The sequence below is a fragment of the Duganella sp. BJB476 genome, assembly GCF_003416895.1.
In the GTDB taxonomy this organism is placed as follows: Bacteria; Pseudomonadota; Gammaproteobacteria; order Burkholderiales; family Burkholderiaceae_D; genus Rugamonas.
Genome location: NZ_QVIO01000007.1, coordinates 140,815 through 160,175, shown reverse-complemented (window position 1 = coordinate 160,175; position 19,361 = coordinate 140,815). Strand labels below are relative to the sequence as shown.

Genomic DNA, 19,361 nt, shown 5'->3' with positions numbered 1-19,361 from the left:
TCAAGGTCCCGCCGGGGTCGCGTCATGAAGAATTTTTCGGACGAGACTGGCAAGGGGCCTGAAGTTGTTTAAGGAGCGGCGCCGGTTCAGTTCACCGAAATCCGGAGTCGTTAAAAAAATATTTTAATTTCTTGGGTGGTTGGGGAAAACATGAAACATGCGAAGCGACTTCAATCGTTGATGCTCGGGCTGTCGGTAACGGCGGCAAGTATCCCAGCGTGGGCGGCTGACAAGGCGGCAAGCGCGGTAGGCACGGCAGGCACTTACGCCGCAGCGACCGGCGGTACCGGCGGTCCCGTTGCCGGCGAGCTTAATCTGCAACCTCCAGCGACCCAGATCGCGACCGAAATCTACAATCTGCACACCTGGATGATGCTGGTCTGTCTGGTCATCTTCGTCGCCGTGTTCGGCGTGATGTTCTACTCCATCTTCAAGCACCGCAAATCGCTGGGCCACAAGCCGGCCACCTTCCACGAATCGACCGCGGTTGAAATCGCCTGGACCGTGGTGCCCTTCCTGATCGTCATCGGCATGGCCTTGCCTGCGACCCGCACCGTGGTCGGCATGAAAGACACCTCCAACGCCGACATCACCATCAAAGTGACCGGCATGCAGTGGAAGTGGGGCTACGACTACCTGAAGGGCGAGGGCGAAGGCATTTCCTTCCTGTCGACCCTGTCGACCCCACGCTCGCAAGTGGGCGCCCCGGGCTTCGAGCCGACCGAGAAGCGCGGCGACAACTACCTGATGGAAGTCGACAACGATGTCGTCGTTCCAGTGAACAAAAAAATCCGCATGGTCACCACCGCCAACGACGTGATCCACTCGTGGTCGATCCCGGCCTTCGGCGTCAAGCAGGATGCCATCCCAGGCTTCGTGCGCGACACCTGGTTCAAGGCTGAGCACACCGGCGTCTATCGCGGCTATTGCTCCGAGCTGTGCGGCAAAGAACACGCCTTCATGCCTATCGTGGTCAAGGTCGTCACCGACGACGAGTACAAGGTCTGGGTCGACGGCAAGAAAAAAGAAATGGCCGCGCTGGCTGACGATCCAACTAAAACCTGGACCATCGACGAGCTGAAAACCAAAGGCGAGAAAGTCTACTCGACCAACTGCGTGGTCTGCCACCAGGCCAACGGCAAGGGCGTGCCAGGCACGTTCGCCGCGCTGGACGGTTCGGAAACGGTCAACGGTCCTAAAGCTGAACAGATCAACGTTCTGCTGCACGGTAAGAAGAGCGGCAAATACAGCGCTGAAATGCCGGCATGGAAGCAACTGTCGGATACGGATATTGCGGCTGTCATTACCTACACCCGTAACAGCTGGTCGAACAAGGCCGCCGAAAACATCGTTCAACCAGCCGAAGTTGTGGCTGCACGTAAGTAATCAGGAGCGTTACAAATGAGCACTAGCACCTTGGATCACGCACACGATCACGATCACGCTCACGACCATCCCCATGGTCTGTCGCGCTGGTTGTTCGCCACCAATCACAAAGACATCGGTACCTTGTACCTGTGGTTCTCGTTCATCATGCTGCTTTCGGGCGGCGTGCTGGCACTGATGATCCGCACCGAGCTGTTCAAGCCGGGCCTGCAGTTCTTCCAGCCTGAGTTCTTCAACCAGCTCACCACCATGCACGGCCTGGTGATGGTGTTCGGCGCCATCATGCCGGCCTTCGTCGGCTACGCCAACTGGATGATCCCGCTGCAAGTGGGCGCGTCGGACATGGCCTTCGCCCGCATGAACAACTTCTCGTTCTGGCTGCTGCCACCGGCGGCCATCCTGCTGGCGACCTCGTTCCTGGTCCCTGGCGGCGCCACCGCGGCCGGCTGGACGCTGTACGCGCCGCTGTCGACCCAGATGGGCCCAGGCATGGACATGGCGATTTTCGCGATGCACCTGATGGGCGCCTCGTCGATCATGGGTTCGATCAACATCATCGTCACCATCCTGAACATGCGCGCGCCTGGCATGACCCTGATGAAAATGCCGATGTTCTGCTGGACCTGGCTGATTACCGCCTACCTGCTGATCGCCGTGATGCCGGTTCTGGCTGGCGCGATCACCATGACCCTGACCGACCGTCACTTCGGCACCTCGTTCTTTAACGCTGCCGGCGGCGGCGACCCAGTGATGTATCAACACATCTTCTGGTTCTTCGGCCACCCGGAGGTCTACATCATGATTCTGCCGGCCTTCGGCATCGTTTCGCAGATCCTGCCGGCCTTCGCCCGCAAGCAGCTGTTCGGCTACGCGTCGATGGTGTACGCCACCGCGTCGATCGCGATCCTGTCGTTCATCGTCTGGGCCCACCACATGTTCACCACCGGCATGCCGGTGACCTCGCAGCTGTTCTTCATGTACGCCACCATGCTGATCGCGGTGCCGACCGGCGTTAAAGTGTTCAACTGGATCGCCACCATGTGGAAGGGTTCGATGACCTTCGAAACCCCGATGCTGTTCGCCGTCGGCTTCATCTTCGTGTTCACCATCGGCGGTTTCACCGGCCTGATCCTGGCTGTGACCCCGATCGACATCCAGCTGCAAGACACCTACTACGTGGTGGCGCACTTCCACTACGTGCTGGTGGCGGGTTCGCTGTTCGCGCTGTTCGCCGGCTTTTACTACTGGTCGCCGAAGTGGACCGGCCACATGTACAACGAAGCCATGGGCAAGACCCACTTCTGGCTGTCGCTGATCACCTTCAACGTCACCTTCTTCCCGATGCACTTCCTGGGCCTGGCAGGTATGCCGCGCCGCTACGCCGACTACTCGGCGCAGTTCACCGACTTCAACATGATCGCCACCATCGGTGCTTTCGGTTTCGGTCTGTCGCAGGTGTTCTTCCTGTTCTTCGTGATCCTGCCAACCATCCGTGGCGGCAAGAAAGCCGCAGACAAGCCATGGGATGGCGCTGAAGGCCTGGAGTGGACCGTGCCATCGCCGGCGCCGTTCCACACCTTCGAAACGCCACCGCAGTTCAAATGATCATGAGCGAACAGAAGAAGCCGAATAACGCAAGGACCGGCCTGCTGTTGGCCGGCGTGGCCCTGTTCTTTTTCCTGTCCGTGTTTGTCAAGCGGATGTGGCTGAGCTGACGTGAGCGAAGATAAGGAAACAGGCGGGCTGAACCGCACGCTGCTGGGCAAGCTGATCGTGGTGGCGGTGTTGATGTTCGGGTTTGCGTACGCGCTCAACCCGTTCTACCGCCAGATCTGCGAGGCGCTGGGCATCAACGTGCTGACGCAGAAGGACGGCACGGTCAGCGCCGACACCAACACGCAAATCGACAAGACGCGCGATGTGGTGATCGAGTTTGACGGCAATGCGCAAGGCCCGTGGCGTTTCCGTCCGGTGACGCGCAGCATGACGGTGCATCCGGGCGAGCTGGCGACGGTGATGTATGAGGTGGTCAACACCCAGAATCGCGAAGTCAGCGCGCAGGCGATACCGAGCTACGCACCGCAAAGCGCGATGCCGCATTTTAAGAAGGTCGAGTGTTTCTGCTTCAAGCAGCAGACCATGAAGCCAAACGAAGCACGGCAGATGCCGGTGGTGTTCTTCATCGATCCGGCGCTGCCGAAGGAAGTGAAGACCATCACCTTGTCGTACACCTTCTTCGAGGTGGGCGGTCTGGACAAGACCGCATCCAAGTAAGGGTGGGCGCCATGGAAGAGAAGAAGAAACAAGCGTCGTTCATGTATTCGATGAAAGCGGTGTTCTGGTCGTTCTTTGGCCTGCGCCGCAAAAGCGATTTCGACACCGATTCGGCCAAGCTGAATCCGGTGCACATCATCATCGCGGCCTTGATCGGCGTGGCATGTTTTATTGGACTGCTGATCACTATCGTTAAGGTTGTAGTTTCAAAATAAATTTAGGGAGATGAAGATGAGTTCACACAACGCCTCGGCACCGTACTACTTCGTGCCTGGTCCATCCAAATGGCCGCTGCTCGCAGGCATGTCCCTGCTGACCACCATGATCGGCGCTTCGGCCTGGGTCAATGACGTATCGTGGGGCCCGACCGTGAACTTCATTGGTCTGGCTGCCATCATTTCGGTGCTGTACTTCTGGTTCGGCGACGCCATCAAGGAATCCGAAGCCGGCCAGTACGGCCAGCGCGTGGACCACTCCTATCGCTGGTCGATGGCCTGGTTCATCTTCTCGGAGGTGATGTTCTTCGGCGCCTTCTTCGGCGCGCTGTTCTATGCCCGTACCATCTCGATGCCTTGGCTGGGCGACCTGGATCACAAGTTCATCTGGCCTGACTTCGCCGCGCACTGGGGCAACGTCGGTCCGGCCGGCACGGTGCAGGAATTCAAGACCATGGGTCCGTTCCCTATCCCGACCATCAACACCGCGCTGCTGCTAACCTCGGGCCTGACGCTGACCATCTCGCACCATGCGCTGCGCGCCGGCCATCGCGCGCAGACCGCGTTCTGGCTGTTCGCCACCATCGCCCTGGGCGCGATCTTCATGGGCTTCCAGGCCTTCGAATATCACCACGCCTACACCGAACTGAACCTGAAACTGACCTCGGGCATCTACGGTTCGACCTTCTTCATGCTGACCGGTTTTCACGGCTTCCACGTGACGATGGGCGCGATCATGCTGTCGGTGGTGCTGTTCCGCGTGCTCAAGGGCCACTTCACGGCCGACAACCACTTCGCCTTCGAAGGCGCGGCCTGGTACTGGCACTTTGTGGACGTTGTGTGGCTGGGCCTGTACGTCGTCGTATACTGGCTGTAACGAGGCTATAATGCCGCAGCGATGCTGCTGCGGCGCTGAAGAAAAGCCGCATCGGTCAACACCGGATGCGGCTTTTTTATTTTAGCCACGGATGCCGGTGGGCTGGATGTAGCCGAGCTTGTGCGCGACCAGCAGGGCGATGAACAGGGCGATCGACAAGCCCACCCGCACCGCCAGCGCGCGCACGGTGTTGTTGCTCTTGCCCTTGTCGCGCATCAGGAAGTAGAACGCGGAAGCCAGGCTGCCGATGATCAGGATGAACGCGATGGCGACAGCAATTTTCATGGCGGGGCAGGAGAGTGAATTGATGAAGGTTCCATTGTAATGGGTATTGCGTTCCGTTTTAAACTGATCCCCTTCGTGGCGACCGTGCTGGTGGTCGCGCTGGGCGTCCAGCTGGGCAACTGGCAGCAGCGCCGCGCCGCGCAGAAAATCGTCTTGCAGGCCAAGCTGGCCCAGGGCAACGCCAGCGCGCCTGTGCAGCTGGACGGCGCGCCGCTGGCGGCCGAGGCGGTGGAGTTCCGCCGCGTGTCGGTCACCGGCGAATTCGTCGCCAACTGGCCGCTGTACCTGGATAATCGCCCGTCGGCGGGCCGCTCCGGTTTTTACCTGCTGATGCCGTTTAAAATTGCGGGAACGGGCATGCATGTGCTGGTGGCGCGGGGCTGGCTGCCGCGCGATCCGGCCGATCGCGCCAGGCTGCCGGCCTACGCCACGCCGGCCGGCACCGTGACCTTGCAAGGCACGGCGCGGCTGGACGCCGGCCATGTGATGGAGCTGGCCAAGACGCCGACGCTGACGCCCAAGGCCATCGTGCAGAACGCCGATCCGCTGCAAGTGGCCAGGGACAGCGGCCTGACCATGCAACCGTTCGTGATCGAGCAAACCGCCGCGGCCCAGCCGGCCGGCGACGACGCGCAGATGGTGCGCGACTGGCCGGCGCCGGCGCTGGGCGTGGAAAAACATCAGGGCTATGCCTTCCAGTGGTACGCACTGTCGGCGATGGCTGTTATCTTCTTTGTGGTGAACGGATTCAGACGTGGAAAACAAAAGTAATCAAGGCCGTGGTCGTTGGAAGTTGTTGCTGGTGCTGGCCGTGTGCGCGGCGCCGCTGGTGGGTTCTTATCTCACCTATTACGTCATCAAGCCCAAGGGCGGCGTGACCAATTTCGGCGCGCTGATCGACCCGCGCGACCATCCTATCCCGGCCATGGCCAGCACCACGCTGGACGGCAAGCCGGCCACGCTGGAGAACTACAAGGGCAAGTGGATCATGCTCAAGGTCGGCCCGTCCGATTGCAAGCAGGATTGCCAGGACCAGCTGTTCGCCATGCGCCAGCTGCGCACCATGCAGGGCAAGGAGATGGAGCGCATCGAGCGCGTGTGGATGATCACCGACGACCAGCCGCTCGATACGCTGCTGATGCGCGTCAACGACGGCACCCGCATGCTGCGCGCGCCGGCCGCCGTGATCGATAAGTGGCTGCCGCTGGAGCAGGGCGCCGGCGACCGCGTATCCGACCACGTCTACCTGATCGACCCGCTGGGCAACCTGATGATGCGCTTCCCGAAAGGCGCCGTCTCCAGCGACACCGAGAAGGTGAAGAAAGTTCACAAGGACATCAGCAAGCTGCTGAAGGCTTCCGCGATAGGCTGACCCCATGCACTCGACCACTCTCGCTCAAATGGCCGTGACGGCGCTGCTGGTGGCGCTGCTGCCGCTGTCGCTGGTGTGGACCTCGTCCGACGCCAACAAATACCGCAAGCTGGTCTGGGTCTGCGTGTTCCTGACCTTCGACCTGATCGTGTTCGGCGCCTTCACGCGCCTGACCGATTCCGGCCTCGGCTGCCCGGACTGGCCGGGCTGCTACGGCGCCGCCAATCCCTTCCTGGCGCACGAGCAGATCACGGCGGCCGAAGCGCTGCTGCCGACCGGCCCGGTGACCGTGTTCAAGGCCTGGATCGAGATGATCCACCGCTATTTGGCGATGGCGATCGGCGTGCTGATCGTGGCGATGATGGCGCAGTCCTGGTATCAATGGCGCAAGTCCAAAGGCGAGCGCGTGGAGTACGCGCCGTGGCTGCCTACCGTGCTGTTCCTGTTCGTCTGCCTGCAAGGCGCGTTCGGCGCCTGGACCGTGACCCTGAAACTGCAACCGGTGATCGTCACCACCCACCTGCTGCTGGGCATGGGCCTGCTGGCGCTGCTGGCGTGGTACGGTGGCCGCCAGAACCAGCTGATCGCGCCGGTGCGCACAGTGACGGCCTCGCCGCCGGCGATGCGCAACATCCGCCTGCTGGCCGGCGCTTCGGCCATCCTGCTGCTGGTGCAACTGGCGCTGGGTGGCTGGACCAGCACCAACTACGCCACCTTGGCCTGCACCGATTTCCCGCTGTGCGGCGGCAAGCTGGTGCCGGACATGGACTTCGAACACGGCTTCACGCTGTGGCGCGAGCTGGGCAAGACCGCCGCCGGTCACTACCTGCCGTTCGCGGCGCTGACGGCGATCCACTGGGTGCATCGCAACTTCGGCATGCTGGTCGCGCTGGTGGCCGGCTACACGGCCTGGCGCGCCTGGGAGCACCGGGCGCTGCATAAAACCGCCCGCTATCTCGCGCTGACCCTGGCGGCGCAGATCGCCACCGGCATCGCCACCATCTACCTCAGCTTCCCGCTGGCGATCGCGGTGCTGCATAACGCCGGGGCGGCGCTGCTGGTCCTGCTACTGACCATGTTAAACTACAAGGCTAAGTACCAGTACGATATTGCAAAAAAGGCAGCCTCGGGCGCGGCAAACCCGCACGCTTCCGCTGCCCGGCAAAAGTAAGCATCACTAAGCCCCACTAATGACCACACACACCGCCACATCCAAACCCGCCAGCCGCGCCTCCCAATACTGGGCGCTGACCAAGCCCCGCGTCACGCAACTGGCCGTCTTCTGCGCCGTGATCGGCATGTTCCTCGCCAGCGACGGCATGCCGGACTGGCGCCTGCTGGTGGCCGCCACCGTCGGCATCTGGCTGCTGGCCGGCGCTGCCTTCGCCGTCAACTGCCTGGCCGAGCGCGAGATCGACGCCCGCATGGCGCGTACCGCCCGCCGCCCGATGGCGATGGGCGACATCAGCGTCACGCAAACCGTGATCTTCGCCACCGTCATCGGCGGCGCCGGCATGTGGATCCTGTACGCGCTGGTGAACCCGCTGACGATGTGGCTGACCTTTGTCACCTTCGTCGGCTACGCCATCATCTACACCATGATACTGAAGCCGGCCACGCCGCAGAACATCGTCATCGGCGGCCTGTCCGGCGCCATGCCGCCGGCGCTGGGCTGGGCCGCCGTCGCCAACGACGTGCCGATGCAAGCCTGGCTGCTGGTGCTGATCATCTTCGTCTGGACGCCGCCGCACTTCTGGGCGCTGGCCATGTACCGCCGCGACGACTACGCCAAATCCGGCCTGCCGATGCTGCCCGTCACGCACGGCATGAAGTTCACGCAGTTCCACGTCTGGCTGTATTCGATCGCGCTGGCCGCCACCACCTTGCTGCCGTACGCGGTGCATATGAGCGGCCTGATCTACCTGGCCAGCGCCGTCGCGCTGAACGCCGTGTTCCTGCATCACGCGTGGAAAATCTACCGCCACTACACCGACCTGATCGCCCGCAAGGCCTTCACCTGGTCGATCATCTACCTGTCGCTGCTGTTCCTGGCGCTGCTGGTGGATCACTACTTCAAATACTGAACAATGAAAAAACTGCTCGTCGTCGGCCTGATGGCCCTGTCCGCATTACTGGCCGCCTGCGAGCGCCGCGCCACCGCGCCGCGGCCTGAGTTCACCAACACTGACCTGACCGGGCTGCCATACGCCAAGGACTTCGCGTTGACCGACCACAACGGCAAGCCGCGCACCCTGGCCGACTTCAAGGGCAAGGTCGTGCTGATGTTCTTCGGCTATACCCAGTGCCCGGACGTGTGCCCGACCACGATGGCCGAGATGTCGGCCGCGATGAAGGAACTGGGTCCGCAGGCCGACCAGGTACAGGTGCTGTTCGTCACCGTCGACCCCGAGCGCGACACCCAGCAGTTGTTGGCCGAATACGTGCCGGCCTTTGACAAGCGTTTCCTCGGCCTGTACGGCACCGCCGAGCAGACCGCCGCCGTCGGCAAGGAATTCAAGGTGTTCTACGCCAAGGTGCCGGGCAAGACGCCGGGTAGCTATACGATGGACCACACGGCCGCCAGCTATGTGTTCGACAAGCAGGGCAAGATCCGCCTGCTGGTGCGCTCCGGCCAGGGGCCTGCACCGATCGTGCATGACCTGAAGTTGCTGCTGTCCCAGCCTTGATGCAGCAACGCTTCCAGCCGTACACCCGCCTTGCGGCCATCGTCCTGCTGGTGATCGGCTGTTTGACCGTGCTGCGGCCGTTCCTGGCCGCGATCCTGTTCGCCGCCGCCATCACCATCTCCAGCTGGCCGCTGTACCTGCGCTTGCTGGCGCGCTGCAAGCAGCGCCGCTGGCTGGCGGCCGCCATCATGAGCGTCGGCCTGACCGTGCTGATCATCGTGCCGTTGGCGCTGGTGACCTGGAATGTGGCTGACAACGCCGGCGCATTCTACGACCAGGCCAAGGCCAGCCTCGAAAGCGGCACGCTGGCGCCGCCGGCCTGGCTGAAGGAACTGCCGCTGGTGGGTGAGGCGGCCGACACCTATCTGCGCAAGCTGCTGGGCAGCCGCGAGGAATTGCTCAACGTCGCCAAGAACCTGCTGGAGCCCGCGCGCCGCTTTGTGCTGGGCGGCGGCATGGTGCTGGGCAGCGGCGTGGTCCAGGTCAGCCTGGCGGTGTTCGTCAGCTTCTTTCTGTACCGCGACGGCCAGGCGCTGGTGGCGGCGCTGGCCTCCCTGATGAACAAGCTGATCGGCGAACAGAGCGCGGCCGTGGCCGACACCGTCAGCCGCACCGTGCGCGGCGTCATGTACGGCCTGCTGGGTACGGCGCTGGCGCAGGCCGGCGTGGCCGCCGTCGGCTTCCTGATCGCCGGCGTGCCGGCCGTGGCGCTGCTGTCGGTGGCGACCTTCCTGTTCTCGCTGATCCCGGTCGGCCCGCCCTTGATCTGGGGCGGCGCGGCGATCTGGCTGTTCAATCAAGGAAGCACCGGCTGGGGCGTCTTCATGCTGGTGTGGGGCACGTTCGTGATCAGCGGCGTCGACAATGTCGTCAAGCCCATGCTGATCAGCCGTGGCAGCAGCCTGCCGTTCATCCTGGTGCTGCTGGGAGTGATGGGCGGCGTGCTGGCGTTCGGCTTTGTCGGCCTGTTCATCGGCCCGACGCTGCTGGCGGTGGCCCTGGGCCTGCTGCGCAACTGGACCGGCGGCGACGCCGTCTAGAAATTGATCATCTGCGCGGCGCGCTCGGCGTCTGTATGGCGCTCGAAGATGCGGCGCAACGTGCCGTCTTCGCGCATGGCGCGGATCGCCTGGCTGAAGCGGGCCACGGTGGCGGCGTCGACGTTCTGGCGCGACAGCACCAATCCCGACACCATATTCTCGCGCGGCGCCCAGTCCATCACGCTGTAGGTGCCGGCCAGCTGTTCCTGCTTGACCAGCGGATACCAGGTGGTCGGCGTGGCCATCACCGCGTCCACGCGGCCCAGCTTGAACAAGCGCATCATCGACAGCTTGTCAGCCGTCTCGAACACGCGGCCCTGGACGCGCAATTTGTCCAGCCAGTCATCGTAGGCGGGGCCATGCTTGTAGCTCTTGACCACGCCGATCTTGTACTGGGGATGGGCCAGGAAGCTGTCCATGCTGCGCAGCCGGCCGCTCAGCTCCTTGTGCAGCAGGACGAAATTGCGGCCTGTCATATAGGGCACGAAGCGGCCGATCTTTTCGCGTTCAGGCAGGGGAATGGCGGATACCGACATATCGATGTTGCCGCCGCCGAGGCCGGCCCAGATGCGCACGCGGGAATCGACGCTGGCGTCGATGGTGCAGCCGAGCCGGCGGGCCACTTCATCGACCACGTCCTTGTCGATGCCGGTCCAGCCGCCGCCGGGGGCGTGGTAGAACAGCGCGCCGTCCTCGTAGAAGGCGACGCGCAGATGCTGGCAGCCGCTGCGCGGCTCCGCCACCCCGGCGCCGGCGGCGCAGAGCAGGGTGCAGCTCAGGGTACAGCTTAGGACAAGGCGACTGAGCACGTCTCCTCCCATCGGGTTAGTCCTGGTCGGCGTTATCCTCGGTGTCATCCTTGGGAATGACCTTGACCAGCAGGATGCGTGGACCGTTCATTTTCTTGGCGACGATGTCGAAACCGCGGAAACTGATGCGTTGGCCCTGTTTCGGGATATCGCCCAGTTTCAGCATGATCAGGCCGCCTACCGATTCTACCTCTTCCAGGCCCAGATCCTCGTTTTCGATGTCTATGCCCAGTGTGCGCTCGAGCGAGAAGATAGGCAAGCTGGCCTTGCCGACCAGCGTGCCGTCGGGCTGCTTGAGCCAATCGTTCTCGTTGAGGCGGAATTCGTCGTGGATTTCGCCGACCATCGCGCCCAGCAGGTTGTCGAGCGTGATGAAGCCGAGCGGACGCTTGCCTTTTTCGCCGATCAACGCGAAGTGGGGGGCGCCGTCGCGGAAGCGGCGGAACTGCTCCAGCGCCGGGGTGCGGGCGGAAATCGTCTCCACCGGGCGCAGGAAGGGCACCAGGTCGGTCACCGGCTTGCCGGACTGCTGGGCGAAGAACAGGTCTTTCAGGTGCACCACGCCCAGCACCGTCTCGCCGTCCTTGTCGTAGTAGGGGTAGCGGCTGAAACGGTTGCGCAACATGGTCTGCAGGTTGTCGTTCAGCGGACGGTTGGCGTACAGGCCGATCACCTCGTTGATCGGGCGCATCAGGTCGGACACCGACAGGTCGCTGAAATCGAGCGAATGGGCCAGGATGTTGCGTTCGTCTTCGTTGAATTTTTCACCCGGCTGGCTGGTGCGCAGGATCAGCTTGAGTTCGTCGACCGAATAGTGGCTGTCGTGACTGCCTTTGCCCGCCAGGCCCACCAAGCTCAGCACCATGTTGGCGCTGGCGTTGAGCACCCAGATGAAGGGGTACATGGCCCAGTAGAAGCCGTACAGCGGCAGCGCGCTCCACAGGCCGATCACTTCCGGCATGCGGATGGCCAGCGACTTCGGCGCCAGTTCGCCGACCACGATGTGCAGGAAGGAGATCACGCAGAAGGCAAACACGAAGGCGATGCCGTGGACGATTTCCGGCGAGCTGACGCCGACCGCGTGCAGCAGCGGCTCCAGCAGGCTGGCGAAGGCCGGCTCTCCGACCCAGCCCAGGCCCAGCGAGGCCAGCGTGATGCCCAGCTGGCAGGCGGACAGGTAGGCGTCCAGCTCGCCGTGGACCTTGCCGAGGATGCGCCCCTTGAGTCCCTGCGTCTTGGCGATGGCGCGCACGCGCGTCTTGCGCAGCGTGACGATGCCGAATTCGGCCGCCACGAAGAATCCATTGAGCGCGACCAGGAAGACGGCGAGCACGACAAGCATAAGGTTTTGCATAGGGGCCGAGCGGTGGCTCAGGTAGTCAAAACACGCATCTTAGCCTATTCGGCGATGGCGAAGGGCCCGCTATGGACGGCCGACAGGATGGCTTCGATCGCCGGATGGGTGATTTTGCGGGCGTTGGAGATGGCGTAGAACTGCTCGCGCAGCTCGGGCGCATCGCCCACCAGCACGGCGCCGAACTGCTCCTCAATGTCCTGCGCCAGCGCCGACGGCGCGAAGAACAGGCCCAGGCCGTTGCGGCCGAAAGTGTTCAGCATGGCGTTGTCCTCGAACTCGCCGACGATGTCCGGCCGCACCTTGTGCTGGACAAACCAGGCGTCGATGCGGCCGCGCAGCGCGTTGTTGCGGGTCGGTAGCAGCAGCGGCGCGCCGTGCAGGCTGTGCGGGAAGTTGCGCCGGTACTTGCGCGCCAGCTTGTGCACGCCGTACAGCTTCATGTCGCTTTCGCCCAGCAAGTGACTGAACACCTTCAGGCTGCCGCCGGCGCGCACGGCGCGGTCGGTCAGCACCACGTCCAGCTTGCCCAGCGCCAGGTCGGCCAGCAGCGATTCGAATTCATCCTCCATGCACACCAGCCGAACCTGCTGCTCCAGCTGCTGCGTCGCTTGCAGCAGGCGGTAGGCGATCAGCTTGGGCAGCGAGTCGGAGATGCCGACTGTCAGCCGCATTTTGCTCGCTTCCGTTTCGTCCAGCGCATCCTGCAACTGGTCGCCCAGCAGGAAAATCTGGTCGCAGTAAGTGAGCGCCAGCTTGCCCGCTTCGGTCGGCACCAGACGGCGCCCCTGCGGCTCCAGCAGCTGCTTGCCGATCGACTGCTCCAGCGATGCGAGTTGCATGCTGATGGTCTGCACGGCCAGCCCCAGGCGCTCGGCCGCGCGCGTGACGCCGCCTTCCTTGGCCACCGTCCAGAAGAAATACAGATGCCGGAAATTGAGTCCACTGGTTTTCATGATCTTCTGTTTTTACGAAGTAATACTTCAATTATCTTCTATTTTTAAAAAACGCATTGTTCTCTACACTGCAACCCATCGATTTATAACCATGAGAGTAAAGAATGAAACACTTCAAAGTGTCATTCCTCGTCACGTTCCTCTGCCTTGCTGCAGCGGGCTGGTGGGGCTACGAACTGTCGGGATGGAGCGGCGCCTTGTCCGCCGTGGGTATCGCCGCGATCCTGGCCGCGATGGAAGTGTCGCTGTCGTTCGATAACGCGGTGGTCAACGCCTCCGTGCTGAAGACCTGGGACGCCTACTGGCAGAAGCTGTTCCTCGGCGTCGGCATCATCATCGCGGTGTTCGGCATGCGCTTGCTGTTCCCGCTGGTGATCGTGGCGGTGGCGGCGGACATCGGCATCATGGATGTGTGGCACCTGGCGCTGAATGACCCTAAAACGTATTCGATGCACCTGACGAATCACCACGCGGAAGTGGCGGCATTCGGCGGCATGTTCCTGCTGCTGGTGTTCCTGAACTTCCTGTTCGATGACGAGAAAGAAGTCCACTGGCTGGGCAACGTCGAGAAGAAACTCGGCTCGCTGGGCAAGGTCTCCTCGATCTCGGTAATGATTGCGCTGGCTGTCCTACTGGGCTCTATGGGCCTGGTAGGCGAAGCGCAAAAGCTGGTGGTGCTGGTGTCTGGCCTGTGGGGCATCCTGATCTACGTCGGCGTCGACGCGGTCAGCAACCTGCTGGAGAAGGAAGAAGAAGGCAGCAATGTCGGCGACCTGGTCAAGAAGGGCGGTATCGGCGGTTTCCTGTACCTGGAAGTGCTCGATGCTTCGTTCAGCTTCGACGGCGTGATCGGCGCGTTCGCCATCACCACCGACGTCGTGATCATCATGCTGGGCCTGGCCATCGGCGCGATGTTCGTCCGCTCGCTGACGGTGTACCTGGTGAAGAAGGGCACGCTCGACGAATTCGTCTTCCTGGAGCACGGTGCGCACTATGCGATCGGTATCCTGGCCGCGATCATGTTGGCGAGTATGAAGTTCCACATCCCGGAACTGTTCACCGGCCTGATAGGCGTGGCCTTCATCGGTGCTTCGCTGTGGTCCTCAGTGCGTCATCGCCGCCATAAGGAAGCCGCTGTCGCCATCGCAGCATAAAGAATTCGGCGGGCCGTTAATTACGGACACGGCTCGCCGCCTGTAGCACCCAAAGTCCGGTTCTCTTTTTTTAGGAGCATCACATCATGGCAATCAGTCTGCAAAAAGGCGGTAACGTTAATCTGAGCAAGGAAGCGCCAGGCCTGTCGAAAATCGTTGTTGGCCTGGGCTGGGATGTACGCAGCACCGACGGCAAGGACTTCGACCTGGATGGCTCGGCCTTCCTGTTGAAAGTGGACGGCAAGGTCCGCGCCGACAATGACTTCATCTTCTATAACAACCTGAAATCGTCGGATCAATCGGTGGCCCACTCCGGCGACAACCGCACCGGCGCCGGCGATGGCGACGACGAAACCGTCACCATCGACCTGACCAAGGTACCGGCCGATGTCGAACGCATCGCCATCTGCGCCACCATTCACGAAGGCGACGAGCGCCGCCAGAACTTCGGCATGGTGCAGAAGGCCTTCATCCGCTGCCTGAACGGCGCTGGCAACGGCGAGATCGCCCGCTACGACTTGTCCGAAGACGGCTCGACCGAATCGGCGATGATCTTCGGCGAGGTGTATCGCAACGGCGCCGATTGGAAGTTCAAGGCCGTCGGCCAGGGCTTCAAGGGCGGCCTGGGCCCGCTGGCATCGTCGTTCGGCGTGCGCGTTTAATTTTTAACCTGAAGAAGAAAGGACTCCGTCATGCCTAAATTTTCGATCACCGGCGACATCGATCCCTTCCTGCACGTCTCGCTGGCTCAAGGTGAAAAAATCTACTGCGAGTCGGATGCGATGGTGATGATGGAAGCGGCGCTCGATTTGAAGGGCAAGGTCACCGGCGGCATCGGCGCGGCCATCATGCGCCGCTTTGCCAACGGCGAGTCCTTCTTCCAGCAGCATATCGAAGCAGTGCGCGGCGAGGGCGATTGCCTGCTGGCGCCGCGCCTGCCGGGAGCGATGCAGGTGCTCGACGTCGGCCAGCATCAGTACATGCTGAGCGACGGCGCCTTCGTCGCCGCCACCTCCGGCGTCGAGCTGAAGGTGCGTACCCAAAGCCTGGGCAATGCGCTGTTCGCGCAGAGCGGCGGCTTTTTCATCACCGAGACCGCGGGCGTCGGCCAGGTGGCGGTATCGGGCTTCGGTTCGATGTCGCAGCTGGACGTCACGCCGGGCCGCGATGTGATTATCGATAACTCGCACGTGGTGGCATGGGATAGCGCGCTGCGCTACGAAATCTCGGTCACCACCGGCGGCAACAGCGGCTTTCTGAGCAATCTGGTCAACAGCCAGACCAGTGGCGAAGGCATGGTGCTGCGCTTTTCCGGCCACGGAAAAATCCTGATCTGTTCGCGCAACGGCGCGGCATTCCAGGCCTGGGCGCAGCGCGGCGTTGCGCAGTAAATTCAAAGGAGTACCAAGATGACAGTCAGTTTAAGCAAGGGCCAGAAGATCTCACTGGCCAAGGAATCGGGCGGCGCATTGGGCCGCGTGACCATGGGCCTGGGTTGGGATGCGATCAAGACCAAGGGCTTCCTGGGCTTCGGCTCGAAGACCGAGGCGGTTGACCTGGACGCCTCGTGCGTGATGTTCAACGAGTCCGGCGCGCCGGTCGACGTGATCTGGTTCCGCCAGTTGAAGAGCAGGGATGGCAGCATCCAGCACACCGGCGACAACCGCACCGGCGCCGGCGATGGCGACGATGAGCAGATCAACGTCGACCTGAACGCGGTGCCGTCCACGGTCAAGAGCCTGGTGTTCACGGTGAACAGCTTCACCGGCCAGACTTTCGAGCAAGTGGAAAACGGCTACTGCCGCCTGCTGGACGCCAGCAGCGGCAAGGAAGTGGCGCGGTTCAACCTGTCCGTGCAAGGTCCGCACTCGGCGCAGATCATGGCCAAGTTGTATCGCCACAACGGTGAGTGGAAGATGCACGCCATCGGTGAAAACGGCAAGGGCCGCACCTTCGACGAGTTGCTGCCGCAGATCGCCGCCCACCTGTAATCACCTGGGGTCAAGTCTGACATTCGGACACGAGCTCCGCCGTAGTGGTCGCTACGGCGGAGCTCGTGTCCGAATGTCAGACTTGACCCCAATTTTCCACGGTATAATATTGCCATGGAAAAACTAAAAGACTACGCCGAGATTGTTGCCCAAGCTTCAAAGGGAGAGCTGGTTTTTCCTACCAGCGTCAATGCCGCTTTGCGGTTGCAACTGGCGTTGGCTGATCCCGATTGCGATGTCGAGGACGTGATCCGTAAGGTGCTGGGCGAGCCGCTGCTGGCCGCGCGCACCGTGGCGCTGGCCAATGCGGTGGTGTTCAACCGTGGCGGCGCGCCGGTCACCAGCGTGCGCGCGGCGGTGCAGCGGGTCGGCTTCCGCAACCTGTACACGATGGCCGCCGCGATGGTGGTGCGCCAGTTCGGCAGCCGCATCCGCGACGCCGCCTTGCGCGCCCAGGCCGAACAACTGTGGCGCCACTCGGCCCACGTGGCCGCGCTGTCCCACGTGATCGCCCGCAAGCTGACCCGCACCGACGCCGATACCGCGCTGTTCGCCGGCATCGTGCACGAAGCAGGGGGCTTCTACCTGTTGTCGCGCGCCGACGACATTCCCGGACTGCTCGACGACCCCGAAGACTGGATGGGCGCGGCGCAGGAAATCATCACCCGCGAAATCATGAAGAAGATGGCGATCCCGGAGCCGGTCAGCCAGGCCATCGTCTCGCTGCGTGGCGCCACGCTGACGCCGCCGCCGCTGGGCCTGCGCGACACCCTGCTGATCGCCAAGCACCTGGCCCCCGTGCCGTCGCCGCTGGCGCCGGAACGCGAACACGCCAGCCTGGCCGGTTTCTTCGACGACAACGCCGCGCTGGAGCAAATCCTGTTCGAATCGGCCGACGAAGCCGCCTCCATGAGCGCCGCGCTGTTGGCCTGAGTATTGGCCTGAGTGTTGTTTAACGAACTAGTCCATATGCACTAATCGTGCCGAAAATAGTGTCTAAGGCACAATTGTTGCTCAAAGTCTGGCAATATGCGGATCGTGCGACACGCCAGAAGCGTGTATGCTAACAGTCGTCATACAACAGTAAAAAGACCATGAACCAGACCGCCGCCGCTCCCATGTCCGCTCCTACCGTCCTCGTGCCGAAGAAGAAGCATCGCAACCTCGCCCAGGGCGTGGTCGAGGCTTTCACCAACAGCATCCAGGCCGGCACCGTGAAGCCGGGCGAAAAGCTGCCGACCGAGTCGGTCATCATGGAGATGCACGGCGTCAGCCGCACCGTGGTGCGCGAGGCGATTTCGCACCTGCAAGCGGCGGGGCTGGTGCAGACCCGCCACGGCATCGGCACCTTCGTGCTGGAGCCGCAGCCGGCCAACCTGCGCATCTCGGCCGACACCATCCGCACCATCGGCGACGTGCTGGCCATCCTGGAGCTGCGCATCAGCCTGGAGACCGAGGCGGCCTGGCTGGCCGCCACCCGCCGCACCGAGGAACAGGTGCAGGAAATGGGCGCGGTGCTTAAGCGCATCCAGCATTCGCAGGGCCGTCCCGGCTCTGTCGAATCGGACGTGGCCTTCCACCTGCTGATCGCGCAAGCCACCGGCAACCGCTATTTCGTCGACATCCTCAGCGACCTGGGCAACACCATCATCCCGCGTGCCCGCGTCAACTCGGCACAGCTGGCGCATGACGATCCGGCCGTGTACCTGGAACGCCTCAACCGCGAGCACGACGACATCTACAACGCCATCCTGCGCAAGGATGCCGAGGCGGCCCGCGCCGCCATGCGCACCCACCTGAGCAACAGCCGCGAGCGCCTGCGCCGCGCGCAAGAAGGCATCGCCGCCGGTCAAACTGCATAAAAAGCAACAATGGCAGGGCGATTTGGCGGATTTTGCTAAATCGCTTGCTCACTCACGAAGATGGTTGTACGATGTCATACAACAGATGGCGCAAAGCTGTCGCGTTCCCCGTCCTGAGATGAGCTGTCGATTATTGGAGACCTTATGCAACCGAATGACCTTAAAAAAATTCTTTCCTCCGGCCTGCTGTCGTTCCCGGTCACCGACTTCGACGCTGAAGGCAACTTCCGCAAGTCGACCTATATCGAGCGCCTGGAGTGGCTGGCTCCCTACGGCGCCAGCGCGCTGTTCGCCGCCGGCGGTACGGGCGAGTTCTTCTCGCTGACCGCCAACGAATACACCGACATCATCAAGACCGCCGTCGACACCTGCGCCGGTCAAGTGCCTATCCTGGCCGGCGTCGGCGGCCCGACCCGCGTGGCCGCGGCCTACGCCAAGGAAGCCGAGCGCGTAGGCGCGCAAGGCCTGCTGCTGCTGCCGCACTACCTGACCGAAGCGAGCCAGGACGGCCTGATCGAACACGTCGCCGAAGTCTGCAAGGCGACCAATCTGGGCGTGGTGGTCTACAACCGCGCCAACTGCCGCCTGACGCCGGACTCGCTGGCCAAGCTGGCCGACCGCTGCCCGAATCTGATCGGCTTCAAGGACGGCGTCGGCGACATCGAGCTGATGGTCTCGATCTGGCGCAAGATGGGCGACCGTTTCAGCTACCTGGGCGGCCTGCCGACCGCCGAAGTTTACGCGGCCGCGTACAAGGCTTTGGGTACTCCGGTATACTCATCGGCGGTATTCAACTTCATGCCGAAACTGGCGATGGACTTCTACCATGCGGTTGCCTCGGACAATCACGCCGAACAAAACCGCATGCTGGACGAGTTCTTCCTGCCATACCTGGAGATACGTAACCGCAAGGCCGGCTACGCAGTGAGTATCGTTAAGGCGGGTGCACGCCTGGTGGGCCACGATGCAGGCCCGGTGCGCGCGCCACTGACCGATATGACTGCGGAAGAATGCGACATGCTGGACAAACTGATCCGCAAGCAAGGCGCTCAGTAATCCCTGCGGCGGCGACAAATATAAAACAAGCGCGGCTGGTCCG

23 protein-coding genes are annotated in these 19,361 nt (G+C 62.5%); 19 read left to right on the top strand and 4 right to left on the bottom strand.

The features are described 5' to 3' along the window. Nucleotides 1-150: 150 nt before the first annotated feature. The 6 genes from coxB to D0T21_RS24730 are packed head-to-tail and all read left to right on the top strand — an operon-like array spanning nucleotide 151 to nucleotide 4,752. A complete protein-coding gene (gene coxB, locus D0T21_RS24750; RefSeq protein WP_116992398.1) occupies nucleotides 151-1,386 on the top strand; it encodes a cytochrome c oxidase subunit II in 1,236 nt (411 codons plus the stop codon). A gap of 15 nt (nucleotides 1,387-1,401) precedes the next feature. After that, on the top strand, nucleotides 1,402-2,991 hold the full coding sequence (gene ctaD / locus D0T21_RS24745; RefSeq protein ID WP_116992399.1) for a cytochrome c oxidase subunit I: 1,590 nt from the start codon (nucleotides 1,402-1,404) through the stop codon (nucleotides 2,989-2,991). Further along, nucleotides 2,988-3,101 (top strand): cytochrome oxidase small assembly protein, encoded by a 114-nt coding sequence (locus tag D0T21_RS32565; RefSeq protein WP_307720730.1) that lies wholly within the window; start codon nucleotides 2,988-2,990, stop codon nucleotides 3,099-3,101. The genes ctaD and D0T21_RS32565 overlap by 4 nt, the downstream gene beginning before the upstream one ends. A gap of 1 nt (nucleotide 3,102) precedes the next feature. Beyond that, on the top strand, nucleotides 3,103-3,660 hold the full coding sequence (locus tag D0T21_RS24740) for a cytochrome c oxidase assembly protein (protein ID WP_116992400.1): 558 nt from the start codon (nucleotides 3,103-3,105) through the stop codon (nucleotides 3,658-3,660). Nucleotides 3,661-3,671: 11 nt separating this feature from the next. After that, nucleotides 3,672-3,875, top strand: a complete 204-nt coding sequence (locus D0T21_RS24735; RefSeq protein ID WP_116992540.1) for a DUF2970 domain-containing protein — start codon at nucleotides 3,672-3,674, stop codon at nucleotides 3,873-3,875. Nucleotides 3,876-3,891: 16 nt separating this feature from the next. Continuing rightward, entirely contained in the window at nucleotides 3,892-4,752 is an 861-nt protein-coding gene (locus D0T21_RS24730) for a cytochrome c oxidase subunit 3 (protein WP_116992401.1), read from the top strand. Between the two features lie 81 nt (nucleotides 4,753-4,833). Here D0T21_RS24730 and D0T21_RS24725 read toward each other — a convergent pair whose 3' ends face one another. Continuing rightward, nucleotides 4,834-5,037, bottom strand: coding sequence for a twin transmembrane helix small protein (locus tag D0T21_RS24725; RefSeq protein WP_116992402.1), 204 nt, complete (start codon nucleotides 5,035-5,037; stop codon nucleotides 4,834-4,836). Nucleotides 5,038-5,076: 39 nt separating this feature from the next. On the opposite strand from D0T21_RS24725, the gene D0T21_RS24720 reads away from it, so the two are divergent. Genes D0T21_RS24720 through D0T21_RS24695 form a run of 6 tightly spaced genes read left to right on the top strand, consistent with a single transcriptional unit; the run spans nucleotide 5,077 to nucleotide 10,136 of the window. Then, a complete protein-coding gene (locus D0T21_RS24720; protein ID WP_116992403.1) occupies nucleotides 5,077-5,808 on the top strand; it encodes an SURF1 family protein in 732 nt (243 codons plus the stop codon). Continuing rightward, on the top strand, nucleotides 5,792-6,409 hold the full coding sequence (locus D0T21_RS24715) for a redoxin domain-containing protein (protein WP_116992404.1): 618 nt from the start codon (nucleotides 5,792-5,794) through the stop codon (nucleotides 6,407-6,409). Before D0T21_RS24720 ends, D0T21_RS24715 begins: the two co-directional genes overlap by 17 nt. Nucleotides 6,410-6,413: 4 nt before the next feature. After that, nucleotides 6,414-7,580, top strand: coding sequence for a heme A synthase (locus D0T21_RS24710; RefSeq protein WP_229211631.1), 1,167 nt, complete (start codon nucleotides 6,414-6,416; stop codon nucleotides 7,578-7,580). 19 nt (nucleotides 7,581-7,599) lie between these two features. Then, nucleotides 7,600-8,493, top strand: a complete 894-nt coding sequence (gene cyoE / locus D0T21_RS24705; RefSeq protein ID WP_116992406.1) for a heme o synthase — start codon at nucleotides 7,600-7,602, stop codon at nucleotides 8,491-8,493. A 3-nt stretch (nucleotides 8,494-8,496) separates the two neighbouring features. Beyond that, the gene (locus D0T21_RS24700) at nucleotides 8,497-9,096 is read left to right on the top strand and encodes an SCO family protein (protein ID WP_116992407.1); all 600 of its coding nucleotides are present in this window, start codon (nucleotides 8,497-8,499) and stop codon (nucleotides 9,094-9,096) included. Beyond that, a complete protein-coding gene (locus D0T21_RS24695; protein WP_116992408.1) occupies nucleotides 9,096-10,136 on the top strand; it encodes an AI-2E family transporter in 1,041 nt (346 codons plus the stop codon). Before D0T21_RS24700 ends, D0T21_RS24695 begins: the two co-directional genes overlap by 1 nt. Here D0T21_RS24695 and D0T21_RS24690 read toward each other — a convergent pair. Genes D0T21_RS24690 through nhaR form a run of 3 tightly spaced genes read right to left on the bottom strand, consistent with a single transcriptional unit; the run spans nucleotide 10,133 to nucleotide 13,255 of the window. Further along, on the bottom strand, nucleotides 10,133-10,945 hold the full coding sequence (locus tag D0T21_RS24690; protein ID WP_116992409.1) for an ABC transporter substrate-binding protein: 813 nt from the start codon (nucleotides 10,943-10,945) through the stop codon (nucleotides 10,133-10,135). The genes D0T21_RS24695 and D0T21_RS24690 overlap by 4 nt on opposite strands. Before the next feature lie 16 nt (nucleotides 10,946-10,961). Beyond that, nucleotides 10,962-12,299, bottom strand: a complete 1,338-nt coding sequence (locus D0T21_RS24685) for a hemolysin family protein (protein ID WP_116992410.1) — start codon at nucleotides 12,297-12,299, stop codon at nucleotides 10,962-10,964. A gap of 44 nt (nucleotides 12,300-12,343) precedes the next feature. After that, a complete protein-coding gene (gene nhaR, locus D0T21_RS24680) occupies nucleotides 12,344-13,255 on the bottom strand; it encodes a transcriptional activator NhaR (RefSeq protein ID WP_116992411.1) in 912 nt (303 codons plus the stop codon). 104 nt (nucleotides 13,256-13,359) lie between these two features. Here nhaR and D0T21_RS24675 point away from each other — a divergent pair, with 104 nt between their 5' ends. The 7 genes from D0T21_RS24675 (at nucleotide 13,360) to kdgD (ending at nucleotide 19,318) form a co-directional block, all read left to right on the top strand. Further along, on the top strand, nucleotides 13,360-14,409 hold the full coding sequence (locus D0T21_RS24675) for a DUF475 domain-containing protein (RefSeq protein ID WP_116992412.1): 1,050 nt from the start codon (nucleotides 13,360-13,362) through the stop codon (nucleotides 14,407-14,409). An 86-nt stretch (nucleotides 14,410-14,495) separates the two neighbouring features. Continuing rightward, entirely contained in the window at nucleotides 14,496-15,071 is a 576-nt protein-coding gene (locus D0T21_RS24670) for a TerD family protein (RefSeq protein WP_008445327.1), read from the top strand. A gap of 30 nt (nucleotides 15,072-15,101) precedes the next feature. After that, complete coding sequence (locus tag D0T21_RS24665) at nucleotides 15,102-15,800, top strand: TIGR00266 family protein (protein WP_116992413.1); 699 nt, start codon at nucleotides 15,102-15,104, stop codon at nucleotides 15,798-15,800. Nucleotides 15,801-15,818: 18 nt separating this feature from the next. Further along, a complete protein-coding gene (locus D0T21_RS24660) occupies nucleotides 15,819-16,400 on the top strand; it encodes a TerD family protein (protein ID WP_116992414.1) in 582 nt (193 codons plus the stop codon). 114 nt (nucleotides 16,401-16,514) lie between these two features. Further along, nucleotides 16,515-17,333, top strand: a complete 819-nt coding sequence (locus tag D0T21_RS24655) for an HDOD domain-containing protein (protein ID WP_116992415.1) — start codon at nucleotides 16,515-16,517, stop codon at nucleotides 17,331-17,333. 161 nt (nucleotides 17,334-17,494) lie between these two features. Beyond that, on the top strand, nucleotides 17,495-18,262 hold the full coding sequence (locus D0T21_RS24650) for a FadR/GntR family transcriptional regulator (protein ID WP_116992416.1): 768 nt from the start codon (nucleotides 17,495-17,497) through the stop codon (nucleotides 18,260-18,262). A 144-nt stretch (nucleotides 18,263-18,406) separates the two neighbouring features. Then, on the top strand, nucleotides 18,407-19,318 hold the full coding sequence (gene kdgD, locus D0T21_RS24645) for a 5-dehydro-4-deoxyglucarate dehydratase (protein ID WP_116992417.1): 912 nt from the start codon (nucleotides 18,407-18,409) through the stop codon (nucleotides 19,316-19,318). Nucleotides 19,319-19,361: the final 43 nt, after the last annotated feature.